Consider the following 13,862-nt stretch of genomic DNA (forward strand, 5'->3'; position numbering starts at 1 on the left):
TCCCCCTAATAATTAAATGCTTCCGCTAATTTTGTCTTTTCAATCAAGTTTTTATATACCTTTGAATGTTTTATAAGCTCACTATGATTTCCTGCCGTCTCAACAATTCCCTCATCTATTACCACAATCTTATTCACATTTTCTATTGATTTTAATCTGTGAGAGATAATAATAACCGTTTTGTCCTTGATAAGCTTATTTAAACTGTCCTGTATCTTCTTTTCATTGTCCACATCAAGGCTTGCTGATATCTCATCCAATATCAAAACAGGTGCATCCTTTAGAAATGCTCTTGCTATAGAAATTCTTTGTCTTTCTCCCCCTGATAATTCCGCACCGTTTTCGCCAATTAGAGTATTAAATCCATCCGGTAATTTTTCAATAAAATCCATACAGTTTGCAAGCACTGCCGCTTCCTTTACTTCCTCATCGGTTGCACTCTCTCTACCCAGACGAATATTTTCCATAATGCTTGTATTAAACAAGGTCACATCCTGAAATACTATTGAGACATTCTTAAACAATGAGTCTGTAGATATATTTTTAATATCCTTTCCGTCTATTAAGATACTTCCGGTATCATAGTCGTACAGTCTTGATATAAGCCTCAGCACGGAAGTTTTACCGGATCCCGATATACCTACCAAAGCTGTAACCTCACCCTGCTTTGCCACAAAACTCACACCTTTTAATACCTTTGCATCTTCATTATAAGCAAATGAAACGTTTTTAAATTCTATATCGTAGCTTGAAAGGTCTGTATCTTTACCCTCTTGAAGCGCTGCATTTTTTATCTCCTTTATTCTTACAATTGCAGGTTCAATATAGGACATTTCGGTCATTCCTTCCCTTGAAACATCAAAAAGTTCTTTAACCTTTATTGCACCTATCAGGTATCCTATCAGATATAAAAGGCTAATCTCATTATGAATAAGTAGCTGTATTCCGACAGCCAATACTACTGCAAGGCTTATATATGAAAGTGATGAAGAAATTCCCACAGCCAACATCGGAAGAACCTCTACTTTAAGATGAATCCTCTCACTCTCTTCCATCTTTTTATACAGGTTTTTCTTCACATTGTCGGCTTGATTAAAGCTGCTTATCTCCTGTTGTAACTCTATTGTTTCTTGAAAAAGCTCTGAATTATCTCTTAGCACATTAAAGTACCTGCTGTACTCTGAAACTTCCTTCTGTTTTGCCAAAGGATTGATCATAAAGCTCAAAAGAGTTGGAATAATTGCTGCAAGTCCAAGCTTCCAGTTTCCAATAAGCATAATAAGTCCCATCAGAGGAAAGAATAACCACATAGCCACAACCTTGGGTATAGAATGGCTCATAGAATGCTCTACCCTTTCCACATCAGACATTATCGTTTGTGAAAGGTCGGAGAGATCGTGCTTTGAAAAATAAGCCAGCGGAAGCTGTGCCAGATTCTCTGCTATTCCCTTTCTCAAATTTGCCGATTCTTTATAGGTGGAATTATAAAGGCTTACATATTCTTCTGATAATAAAATATACATAAATATCAGAATAAGTATTGCCATAACAATATACTGCAAGGTGCTTGATACATTTCCCAAGACCAACTGATTAATAAGTCCCATTAAAATAAACATCGGACCAAGGTTTATACAATATGTCAAAAAACAATATATCGTTGCTTTTGTAAGATTTTTTGCACCCTGTTCTGAGAGAGCATATCTTTTCTTATAATAGTTTTTCATTTGACACCCTCCAATCATTTGCAGTTTCGTAAAGACTAAGGAGTCTGCTGTATAACCCTCCGGTTTTTACTAATGAATCATTGTCTCCTCGCTCTATTACATTTCCTTTTTCCAAGACTATTATCTCATCCACATTTCTTATACTTGTCATTCTATGGGCAATCATTATAACAGTCTTATCCTTCATTAAGTTCTTAAATGCTTTTTGTAATTCGTATTCATTATCTGCATCAATTGCCGCACTCGCTTCATCCATAATTACAATAGGTGAATTCTTCAAAATAGCTCTTGCAATAGCGATTCTTTGCTTTTCACCTCCTGAAAGATATACCCCCTTTGAACCTATAATTGTATTTTCCCTGTCTTTAAACTTTGCGATAATCTCATCACAGCCGGAAAGAGTCAGTGCTTTCATAACCTCCTCTTTGCTTGCATTCTCATCTGCCAGTGCTACATTGTCATATATTGATTTTTTAAACAATTTACTGTCTTGAAATACAAATGAGATATTTCGTATAATCGCCTCCTTTGTATATTCCGAAAGAGGATATCCACCTATTTTTATTGCTCCTCCATCAACTTTATAAAATCCCGACAGAAGTTTTGCAATGGTGGACTTACCTGAACCCGAATGCCCTACTAAGGCATAAGTTTTCTTCTCCTCCAAGGTAAATGATAAGTTTTCCAGAACTTTTTTATCACCATACGAAAAGCTGACATTTTCAAATTCAATATTGAAATTATCAAAATGTTCTCTATTGCCGTAGCTTAGTTTGTCCTCCTGCATCTTTTCATATAATTCTTCCAAACTGTCAATGGCAAAATTTGCATTATAGATATTCATACTTGCCCACATTATTTTCATAAAAGAGACCATTATTACACCGCTTAAGAAAAAGATCATAATAAGCTCTACAGCCATAAATTTAGGATCTTTTATATCGGTCAAAAAGAAGCTTAGCGGAATGCTGATAATGGCGATCAATCCCAAAAATATCAGCTGGTATATTACATAGGGTGTTTTACAAGAAAGAGAATAATCATAAGCATATTTTGAATACTCCATAATAGACTCATGCAATGCCTTAAAGGATCTAAGTTTTGAACCGAATATCTTTACTACCTGTATGCCTCTGATATACTCCACAGTTTCCGAGCTCAGTTTGTTAAGTGAAGTCTGATAAAGTTTCATAAAATCTTTATTACCCATCATTCCCATCAATATAAGTCCGCTTACAACAGATAAAACTATAATAACGATTCCTACTCTAAGACTTATGGCAAATGCCAGAATAAATGCAAACACCGGAACCAAAAATGCCTGCGAATTATCAGGCAGCATATGTGCTACCGCCATATGAGTTTTTGCCGCATTGTCATCTATTGTTTTTCTTATATATCCTGAGGAATGCAGATCAAAAAATCTGAAGCTTGCATCGGTAAGCCCTTCAATTCCCCTTTTTCGTAAATTTGTTTCCAGTCTAAATGCCAGCTTATGTGAAACAATGCCTGATACTAAATACATTATTGCACTTATAGTTAAACATATAACTATCCTTGTAGAATAATATCCTGCATTTTCATAATTTCCCTTTACTACCGCTTCTTTTAGAAGTAAAAATATATAATAATACCCATAAACCACCAGAAATGCCGAAATACTCGATAATAAAATTGACATATATCCGATATACTTTTCATTCGGCACATATCTGAATAATTTCTTATAAACTCCCATCCGTTTTCTCCTTTACTTGTTCAAATAAGTAAGTAAATGTTGCTTCCAAATACTGTCTGTTCTTTTTGAAATTTTCTCTTGCATCCAGTACGTCCGAAGCCAGTATCAGAGCATTCATAAAGTCGGTAACAAACTGAAAAATTTGAGGATCAAACAACCATCCTGAATAATCAATACTAATTGCTTTAAATCTTTCCTTTGTCTGTTCCTGAAGCTCTTCCATAATATTATTCAACTCGGGATTTCTCTTTTTCTCAATCAAAAACTCAACATAAAGAGGCATTAAAGGATTGTTGTCTATAACTTTATCAACCAGCTGTTTTGCCATAAACTTACTCTCACCACCCTTTTCACATTCGACCAAATGCTCCTTAATAATATTGTTTCTATAATCGATCCCGCTTATCATAATGTCTTTAAATATTTCTATTACATTCCCATAGTAGTGATATACGCCTCCTTTTGATAAAGTTGTTCCCGCGATGATGTCTTCCATAGTTGCCTTTCCTAAGCCCTTTGCGGCAATTACCTTTGCGGCCGAATCCATAATCTCTTTTTTCCTTTCAGCCTCACTGAGTCTCTTCGCAGCAGCCATATTGTATACCTCCTCTTTTACCGACGATATCGTCGGTAAAATCATTGTATCATAGTTAGGTTTTACTAACAAGTGGTTATTTGTATATTTATTTTATTTAAAAAATCAGCCCGGAGCTATCCCGAACTGACTTTCAATAAATAATCTTATATTAAACTACATCATTCAATACTTACAATGCTATGATTTGTCTTATAAAACGCCGCTCTTGATAACTTACTCTTTTCTAAATACCCGTTTTTTTCAAGATTAGCCAAAACTTTCTTTCTAAAATATGTTGAATCACTGATTCCTAAGTATTCCACTATCTCAGAGACCTTATGTGCTCTATGATAACAAAATGACAGTACCTTTTTATCAAGCTCCGTCCCTTGTGGAACAGGCTGAAAGCTAATATTTGGTACATTATTATTTTCAATACCTCTATCATATGTTAGATCCGGCAATATAAATGTAAAGTGATCGGACTTTGAATAAATATATGGCTTATGTGCTTCATCTGCTGACTTATACTCCTCTACTATCTTATCAAAGCCTGTACCTGCCGCCTCCATTACATTACATAAAACTAAAACTCCTGATATTACTTCATTTCTTCTCTTTGAAATAATTTTAGATAAATCATACGTTTTTCCAAATTTCTCACCTCTGTAAAAACCTCCGGGTGATGATATTTCCAATCTGTCCTTAAACATATCGACTTGAATTTGTGTTCCGTCCAGATAATAATCTCTATGAGCAATTGCATTTATTACACCTTCAAATAGGGCTCTTGCCGGATATGAATCAATATCTACTCTACCTTCATCAAGCTTTATAATACTATGATTCATTCTTTGATTTACAAAGTCAATAATATAACTTATACTCGCTATTATATTACCTTTAAAGCGATTGATAGTAACGACTCTGTCGCTTCCCCTATTTGATCCGGAAAATACGGAGCACTGTACATCAGTTTTGTTACCCTTGTAATCATCTTGAAATAAAACTGCACCGTTAGACAAATAACCTTCTTCATTAAAAAATCCTAATAACTGTAATGCTTTATCTTTCAAAATCTTCCCATTATTATATTTCTTATAGAACTCTCTAAGCATTGAAAAATTTTCCGGATTATATTTAATATCAGATATTAAAATATCATATTGTGTATTTTTACTTCTTACACTCATATCTATGATTTCTTCATAAGTTGCTCCATTTGTAAATCCGTCACGCCTCATAAAAATAGCCGGAATATTTTTATATTTTAGAATTACCGGTTTTATAGTAGCTTCTTCTATACTCACCTTTATTATAAATCGTTCATTTCCACGCACCTCATAACTTAAAAACGAAATTTTCATTTGTGGTCTTGGTGTCAAATGCTCATTTACTTGATTATTAAAGTAATTTCTTTCATTATCAGCTGCTTTCCTGTCAAAACCTATCAGTTTATTCGTCTTATCCTCAACTCCGATATAGAAATCTCCACCTGATGCATTTGCAAATCCGGCAATACTTTTAAGCCAACCAACGACATCTTCTCTGTTTAAAGCCGCTTTACACTCAAGCTTATCACTTTCCGGCTTTATATCACCTGTTATCTCCTCCAAAAACATAATATACACTCCTTGATTGAACTACTTCAATGTTACTTCAATATCACTTCAAAGTCAACTTCAATATCACTTCAAACAAAGGGGCTGTCGGGAAATAAGTAATTTTTCTTCCAGCAGAACGAAATAGAAATATCCTGACAAATACAAGGCTTTTAGGCTTTGCGACTTTGTCAGGATATTTTGTTTTTCTATTATACTGTCTATTTTTGGGCACAAAACCCCCTTAGCAGAAATTTTGCTTTTGCATTTTTTACTATGCGATTTTCTCCTGTAGTTTTCCTTCAAATTTCTTTAGTTTTGCGTAGAGAAAACGATGATATTTATTTATATTTCTTCCTATTGCAAAAAGCATAAATTCTTTATATACCTTATCTGAAGAGCGATAGTTAAAGCGTCGGAAATCTTCATTTTCTTTAATATCTCCAAAATGACCTTCCGTTTGAATAGAGCGTGTCTGTCGTTTCAGAATACCTTTTTCACTCTGTATGTTAGTATGTGACTTCTCTCGAAGCTCTTCCCATACTTCATTGATCTTCATCACTTTGTTCTTATCAACATCTTTATCAGGATTATATTTGTATAAGCATTTAGACTTATGTTCACATCCACTACAGTCTGAACATCCATATACTTCATATGTTTGTGTATAACCATTCTGTCTTTTCTTTTCAGTGTTGATATGTCTCAGTTCACGACCGTCATGACAGATATAGACTTGTTCATCCTCAAATACCATTGTCTTCATGTTGTAGTATTTACCTATATCTTTACTGTATGCTCTTGTTTTTCTTTTCTCATGATCCTGCAGTTTTATATAACTGTCTATCTTATTTTCTTTTAGATATAAGAGATTTTTCTCACTACAATAACCGCTGTCTGCTGTCACTTCTTCAAGTACTTCTCCAAATGCTTCCTTATGCTTTTCAAGGACCGGAATTAATGTATTATAATCTGTACGATCATTACTTACATAACTATGTACAATAAAATAATTCTCTACTGCTATCTGTACATTGTATGCCGGCTTTAGCTGCCCGTTCAACATATGATCTTCCTTCATTCGCATAAAGGTTGCTTCCAAATCGGTTTTGGAATAGCTGTTTCTATCTTTCCCCATGATTTCAAAGCATTCTTTATAGCCCATTAGTCTCTGTCCACAATGTTCAAGTTCTTCATAAAGTTGTTGAAGTTTTGGCTTTCTCTTACCCTTTCCGTTAACAAATACAATGCCTTCTCCGTCAGCAATTGTCATAAGATTTTTCTGGAGCTTAAGTATTTCAAGAGGAGAGCAGTTATCAATCTCTATAATACGGTTATTAGATAGCTTTTTATGTTTTGTAATCTTTCTTTTTCTGTTCTTTTCAATAATATCTCTAACTTTATCAATCCCATCAATCACAAACATTTGTGCATTTCCAAGCTCGTACTTTTCGCCAAATCCGTTATCTTTTATAAAAGAATTATAGCTTGAATAAAGCTTATCAATAGAATCTAGAAGACCTGCAAGATGATAATTAATGCTTCCACGCCATACAAAAGTATAACGATTAGCATTAGCTTCTATTTTCGTTCCATCAATAAACAATTCTTTTAATGTTACAAATCCTTCTTTTTGTAATCGTCTCATAAACTGATAGTTTAAGTCATCCAGGATATCTGAAGTAAGTTTCTTACTTTTAAATTCATAAAAAGCATCTCTTTTAGGCTTCCTCCCTTGAGTAAGCCAGATAAAAGCGATATCTCTTTCACATAAATCCACAATACGATCAATAGAGCGTATTCCACGCATATTTGCATAAGTAATAACTGCATACATCATGATCGGATTGTACCCTGTTCTTCCCTTATCCGAACAATTGGCTAACAGTCCGGAAAAATCTAAATCCTCCATAACTTTTTTTAGGGTATATACTGGATCGTCATTGGGCAAACTCAATTCATATAAGCTAAAGTTGATTTTCTGTTGACCTATTTCAAAAAAGTCATTATAATAATTAACTGTGAGCATAGTTACATTATAACATGTAACGGAGAAAGATGGTTATCGTTAGCCATCTTTTTTTATGTAAAAACTTAGGGAGGAGTGACTCATTTTGAGTTACTCCTCCCTCTTTTATGGCTGCCATTTCCAGACAGCCCCCTTTTTATGGCTGTCATTTCCCGACAGCCCCTAATTTAAACTTAGCCAGACTTACTGTTATACATAAAAAATCAGCCCGGGGAATTCACCCCGGACTGACTATAAGTATATATCTCTATTAGTCATCTACCTCTACACTGCTTGAGATTATAGCTCCGTTTGAAACATTGATATCATATTCATATTCCAAGTTTCCGACTTTGAACTCAATCTCGTACACTTTAATACTGTTTTCATAATCAAGCTTAGCCTTTTTAAATCTTGCCGATCCCACTCCTGCATGTGAAAGTGCTATCTGCTTTGCTCTTTCTACTGAAATCTCTGAAGTTTGAGTATTAGCAGCTGATGTACTTGGCTGTGTAGGTATCACATAGTTCTCAATGTCCTTATCAGCTGACAATATTGCTCCGCTCACTGCATCTATCTCATAATCATATTCTACATTTCCGCTGTAAAAATCAATATCGTACTCATATCTGTTATTATCCTCAAGTTCAAGCTCCACTTTAACAAAAGTTACATCCTTTTCCGCAAGTTTTGCGTGTGCAAGTGCAATTCTTTTAGCCTCATCAGCTGTTATTTTCTTTGCCGCTTTATATGATTTTGATACTTTTGACTTTGCAACAAAGCTGCTTCCATAATATGGAACACCTGTCATTCCTGCCGCAAATAACATACAAGTTACAGTTGCCGCACCTATTAAACTCTTACCTAATTTATTAAACTTTTTCATTTTTTCCATCCTTTCCGTGTACAGTGAAAATACTTTTATAAATTTATCCTTTCACTATATTAATGCACGAGGATAGCATTTTATTGCATGATTTTTAAATTTTTTTATTTTTTTATATTATAGCTTTTATTAAACCATAACTGTAACGAATATTTAATCAGGTAGGCTATTCTCCTTAGAAAACGGACTCAAATCTATAAATAATTTCTATTTACATGACCATCTCTATAAGTCTGATTAACTCCTCCATAATAGATTCGAATTCTATATCTTTGGCATATGGATTCTTATTTTTATATCTTATCCATCTATCTTTATTATATTTATTATAGAAAATTTCAAAGTGACATTTTTGCACTTTGAATGGCACTTTGGACATTGAAATAACTTCTCACCAAGTATTACCATATTTACTAACTGCCCATTATACACTTCATAAAGAATCACTGCATTCGATATACTTTACTATTTCATCACATAGGGAATATCTCGTTTTTTCAAATCATCTATCAATTTTTTCAGTAAGACACTATTATCTCCACGAATAAAACCACCAATACCCAGTCTGAATTTATGTTTTAACATCTTATTTTTAATTTTGATTGAAATCACAAAGTATTCTCCTCGATATACATGTCGCACTATTTTCATATATTCTATCTTCTCTATGGGAATTGGTAAAAATCCTGAATGTATATAAAGTCTATCTCTATGAAAATAATAACAATTAGCTCCAAAGTCCTTATATTTAAAGTAAAACCTTAAACTCGCTGCTGTTACATAAACAAAATAAAGATAAGCCATTACAATCAATGGCTCTAATATATATACCATAAAGTTATATATGAATTTTTCTCCCTTATAAAAAAATGTTTCTCCGGATGTTATATTCCATTGAAATATATAAAATATGGCCGGTAAAGTTATAACCATCATAAATGTTACATATAAAGCAACTATCAATCTTCTTTTTATAAGCTTCACTCTATCCTCCAAAGTGGTAACTTCTGATTTTCGTTTACTGATGGCTGAGGTCTTACTTTATCCTAAATGTTCTTTCAAATATTTCTTGGCACCCCCGAATAAAATGAGTTCTGCCGTATGCTCATTGTAAAAATCTCATCATTACTTACATCTCCCAATATTTATGGTCATTTCCAAAAGAACCTTTATCCATTGCTTCAAAACCAAGCCTTTCACAATACTCTCTATATAAAACTTCAAGTTCTATATTAGGAAGAGGTTCACCTTTTTTTAATACATAGCTAATTACAGGATTAGTTTCTCTACCATCTCTCCAACGATTATTCATATGTTTTAATCTGGAATTATTTTTATAACCTACAAATCTACTTGGATAAAACTTATAGTCCCCATTAGTCTTTATTGCTACAAAACAAATTCCACGCTTAATCAAATCCAAAGCATATGAATATTCCGGATCTCTCCTTGATTCAATATATTCATCCAATACTTTACAATTAACAAGCAAATCATCTTTACTTGTAATAACCGGCATACCGTCTAAATTTGCGTACATAACGGTAATACTCTTCAAAAAACTATTCTTATCAAATACATCTTTAAGCAAGCAACAGGCTAACTTATTATCTAGGCTAAACAAATATCCTTTATTTTTATCTGTTTTTGTATTTAATTCAGCATATTTTTTTATAATATTATCATTATACTTAACCGGATTTTTTAAAACATGATACTCACAATCTATTTTTAGATTACTGCTATCATCACCAACTATACTCTCAACGGAATGATCTGTATGTACACTTTTAAAGCATTTATCTTTTACAATACTAATAGCTCTTACATATCCTTTGACACAATGAAAAATAATGTCTCCTGAAATCACATCAAACAACGGATCTCTATAGTGAACTGTACCATCATCTTTTTTAATTCCCTTTATACGTATAAACTGACCTTTGCACTCTTCTTCATAGTATTCATCTTGAAAAAATAAATACTTAAGTGACTTACCCCTTGTCTTTTTTATTACGTATTTACGTTTAACATTAATGGACTTACCGGCTTTTGTTTTATTTTTCTTTTCTTGCCGTATATTCTGTTGTTGCCGCTCTTCTTTGGCTTTTTGTACTTCCTCTTCAGCCTTCTTTTTTGCTTCTACATCTATTGCCATGGCTAAGTCGGCATTAACGGCATCTGCTATTTTGTTTTCTTCCGGGCTTAAATACTTTTCGAAAGCACTTGGATATGCAAATCTTGCTGTTTTAGAAGGAAACTTAATAGTTATATAGTTTTCCTCAACATAAATAACTTCTCCTATTCCTAGTGTTTTATGCCTTATTTTTTCACCTAATAAATTTACCATTTCATACTCCTCCTATATTATATTTTCTCTGAATAACACCCTCTCAATCTCATCAGTTCACTGCACCCATTTCAATACTCTCTCCTAGAAAACTGAGATAGTACCTATACCGCAATACACAAGTTCTCTATGAGCTTATCACTATGTGGCAGATTTATAACATCCGGTGTCTTTTGTCTATATTCTTTTGAAAAATCAGTCCATCCTAATTGCATACTCTTCCTTCATTAATGCATATTATGATTCTATAAGTATCTTCCACTTACCGTTTCGTTTTCCGTTCTCTCGAGCAATTAAACCTTTTTCCTGCATTTCTACAGTGCACCTCTTAATTGTTCTCTCCGACTTCCCTACAAGCTCCGATATCTGCTTTTGAGTTAATGCCGGATTAGTCTTTAAGGCATTTATAATAGCTAATTCTTCCAAAGATATTTCCAAAGTGCCATTTTGGCACTTTGAAACCGAATTATTGGCACTTTGAATGGCACTTTGGCCATTAAAATCAATATGCATATATCTATTTTTTAAATCATGTTTTGCATCCATTAAAAGATTTTCAAAGAATAATTCAAGAAATTCACTTGTAGCATGAATACCTGCTCTCAGATTGTTATAATTTGCTCGAACTAGAGCATTTCTGAAATACCATGAATTTTTAGCAAATGTATCGTTACTTATGGTAAATCCGAATGTCTTTAAATATTTAATAATAAATACTGCAGTTGATCTTGTATTTCCTTCTCCAAACGGATGAATTTGCCATATACCTGATGTAAATTTAGCAAAATGTCTAATAGCCTCATGTATATTCAGTCCCCTATAGGAAAAGTTCTTCTCCTGTGAAAAGTCATAATCAAGTGTAGCCATAATACTGTCAAACGATGCATACAGTACTGTATCTCCCTTAAGTACCCACTCATTTTTTGTAATATTGTAATCTCTTATTCTTCCGGCATAATGAAGTACACCTTCAAATAATTTACGATGAATATTTTGTAATTCTACCGGTGAAAATTGAAAGGTCTTCTCTCCAAGTAATTTTGTGATTCTTACAGACACAATATCCGCTTCTTTAGTATCTGCTTCCACACCATCTCTGTCTCTTCTCTCTTTATAGTAACTGCTGATAAGCCTATCCGCTTCAGAAATACTGATTTTACCTTCAATATGATCTTTTGCAGTTTCAATCAAATACTTTGAAGGCTTAAGTCCGTCTACATCCTGAAGACCGATAGCAGTTTTCCATGCATTACTCTTTTCAACCTTATCCGGTTCACCTTGGCGTATGTATTCGTTTAGCTCAAGATTCCAGTTCTTATCCGTCAAAAAATCACCTCCCAACATACATCTATATATAACTACTCTGTCCCACTTCCATGTAATATATACTTCCTATCCCAAGTTCATCAACCGTCCCCTGCTCACTTAGAAGATTGATAACATCAAGTGCCTTTTGTCTATCTTCTTTTAAAAAATTAATCCATCCTAATTGCATAGTCTTCCCTTTTTAAGTAAATATTATGCTTCTTAATTGAAACATTTCAAACTTCATAGACAAGTACCTCCAAAATACTCTCAATCCTTTCTGATATCCCAAATATATTTGCGTAATCTCTAAGCTTCCATATATCTTTCAATCTGTTTTTAATATAAAATTTCCAAGCTTTAGAAAATATCTCCGGATCCTGCCTTTTCCTATCTCTAACTATATCACAAATAGTCCTTTCCATATCATAGACATAGACAGAATTTCCCATATCTGTGTTTTTTTCCACAACACCGATTTTATGCAACTCCTTTTTTACTTGATGTACATTAACCATCCCCTTAAATCTCCATGGATTATACCCCTGATACACTGTAACTTCATTTACGTATGGAAGTCTTTCAGTTAATCAATGTATGTATAAAGCAGTTTGATAAGAGTATATGCACACTTTATTTTGAAGTTGAAAGAAATACATTTCATCATAGTTGTCAAAACCGCTATTAAAGTAAATTCCTCGCCCAATTCTCTCAAGCTTTCCCTTTCTAACCATGTCTGTAAGATACCATGAGTCAATACCGTATTTATCAGCTTCCGTCGCAGTAATTATACCATTGTTTTTCTCTATGATTTTTTTTATATTATCTGTATTCATAGCTATACTTCCTTTTGTGCTTTATTATATAATAAACAAAGCACAAAAGGAAATAATATAAAAAATTTCAAAGTGCCATTTTGGTACTTTGAACATTAAAATCAATATGCATGATCATTTCCAAAGGGACCTTTCTCCATTGCTTAGAAACCAAGCCCTTCACAATACTATATACTTTACATACAATAACTGGCATGCCACCTAAATTTACATGCAAAATAATTATAATTTTCATAAAACTATTTCTATTAAATATATATGTAAGTAACCTTTTAGCTAATTCATTATCTAAATCGAATAAATATTCTTCATTTTCACTTGCGTCTTTATCTACTCGTACAACTATATTTATAATACTATCATCATACTTAACAGAATTTTCTAAAATATGATACTCAGAATCTATTCTCATATTATTGCTATCACTACTGACTCTATTCTCACCTATAAAGTCTATAGACGAACTCTTAACGTATATGTCTTTTACAATACTAACAGTCGCTATAAGAGAATTTTGCCTAATTCTACATAGGTGCCTTTAACATCGACACCAGCATTTTATTAAGAACTCAAATTATCTGTGCTACAACAGTAAATGTATTTCCGATAACCTTAAATCTTTCACTCCTGTCACAGAAGAATACTTACCTACCAATATTACGCTATGGGAGAATTTTCATCTCTTCTTAATTAAACTTGTTGTTTATAATTTTTTAAATAAAACAGTCGCAGCTGTAATTCAATCATCAACTTAACCTTTTCCGGCTGTGTAACTTCTTGAAAGACTGAGTTGAAATCACCATGTGATATTTTAGATAACACCTCACTCATACT

At 33.2% G+C, this 13,862-nt stretch carries 13 protein-coding genes; all 13 read right to left on the reverse strand.

All coding sequences use genetic code 11. The features are described from left to right. Positions 1-5: 5 nt before the first annotated feature. Positions 6-1,727, reverse strand: coding sequence for an ABC transporter ATP-binding protein (locus EHV10_RS08065; RefSeq protein ID WP_128674201.1), 1,722 nt, complete (start codon positions 1,725-1,727; stop codon positions 6-8). Further along, entirely contained in the window at positions 1,711-3,465 is a 1,755-nt protein-coding gene (locus tag EHV10_RS08070) for an ABC transporter ATP-binding protein (protein ID WP_128674202.1), read from the reverse strand. The genes EHV10_RS08065 and EHV10_RS08070 overlap by 17 nt, the downstream gene beginning before the upstream one ends. Beyond that, positions 3,452-4,060 carry a TetR/AcrR family transcriptional regulator gene (locus EHV10_RS08075; protein ID WP_128674203.1) on the reverse strand — a complete coding sequence of 203 codons (609 nt, stop codon included), beginning with the start codon at positions 4,058-4,060 and terminating at the stop codon, positions 3,452-3,454. Before EHV10_RS08075 ends, EHV10_RS08070 begins: the two co-directional genes overlap by 14 nt. 161 nt (positions 4,061-4,221) lie before the next feature. After that, complete coding sequence (locus tag EHV10_RS08080; protein ID WP_128674204.1) at positions 4,222-5,664, reverse strand: ATP-binding protein; 1,443 nt, start codon at positions 5,662-5,664, stop codon at positions 4,222-4,224. Between the two features lie 253 nt (positions 5,665-5,917). After that, entirely contained in the window at positions 5,918-7,672 is a 1,755-nt protein-coding gene (locus tag EHV10_RS08085) for an IS1182 family transposase (RefSeq protein WP_128674205.1), read from the reverse strand. A 250-nt stretch (positions 7,673-7,922) separates the two neighbouring features. Continuing rightward, positions 7,923-8,537 carry a PepSY domain-containing protein gene (locus EHV10_RS08090; RefSeq protein WP_128674206.1) on the reverse strand — a complete coding sequence of 205 codons (615 nt, stop codon included), beginning with the start codon at positions 8,535-8,537 and terminating at the stop codon, positions 7,923-7,925. A 465-nt stretch (positions 8,538-9,002) separates the two neighbouring features. Next, positions 9,003-9,521, reverse strand: coding sequence for a hypothetical protein (locus EHV10_RS08100; protein WP_128674207.1), 519 nt, complete (start codon positions 9,519-9,521; stop codon positions 9,003-9,005). Positions 9,522-9,666: 145 nt separating this feature from the next. Continuing rightward, positions 9,667-10,887, reverse strand: a complete 1,221-nt coding sequence (locus tag EHV10_RS08105; RefSeq protein ID WP_128674208.1) for a hypothetical protein — start codon at positions 10,885-10,887, stop codon at positions 9,667-9,669. 237 nt (positions 10,888-11,124) lie between these two features. Further along, entirely contained in the window at positions 11,125-12,213 is a 1,089-nt protein-coding gene (locus EHV10_RS08110) for a Fic family protein (RefSeq protein ID WP_128674209.1), read from the reverse strand. Positions 12,214-12,235: 22 nt separating this feature from the next. After that, complete coding sequence (locus EHV10_RS14535) at positions 12,236-12,382, reverse strand: hypothetical protein (protein ID WP_158609910.1); 147 nt, start codon at positions 12,380-12,382, stop codon at positions 12,236-12,238. Positions 12,383-12,428: 46 nt separating this feature from the next. Then, positions 12,429-12,710: a type IV toxin-antitoxin system AbiEi family antitoxin domain-containing protein gene (locus tag EHV10_RS14985; RefSeq protein ID WP_243116108.1), complete on the reverse strand. Its 282-nt coding sequence runs from the start codon at positions 12,708-12,710 to the stop codon at positions 12,429-12,431. A gap of 72 nt (positions 12,711-12,782) precedes the next feature. Beyond that, positions 12,783-13,028, reverse strand: coding sequence for a type IV toxin-antitoxin system AbiEi family antitoxin domain-containing protein (locus tag EHV10_RS14990; RefSeq protein WP_243116109.1), 246 nt, complete (start codon positions 13,026-13,028; stop codon positions 12,783-12,785). Positions 13,029-13,095: 67 nt separating this feature from the next. After that, a complete protein-coding gene (locus EHV10_RS08120) occupies positions 13,096-13,440 on the reverse strand; it encodes a hypothetical protein (protein WP_128674210.1) in 345 nt (114 codons plus the stop codon). Between the last annotated feature and the right edge of the window lie 422 nt (positions 13,441-13,862).

Source organism: Lachnoanaerobaculum gingivalis (genome assembly GCF_003862475.1).
Taxonomy (GTDB): domain Bacteria; phylum Bacillota; class Clostridia; order Lachnospirales; family Lachnospiraceae; genus Lachnoanaerobaculum; species Lachnoanaerobaculum gingivalis.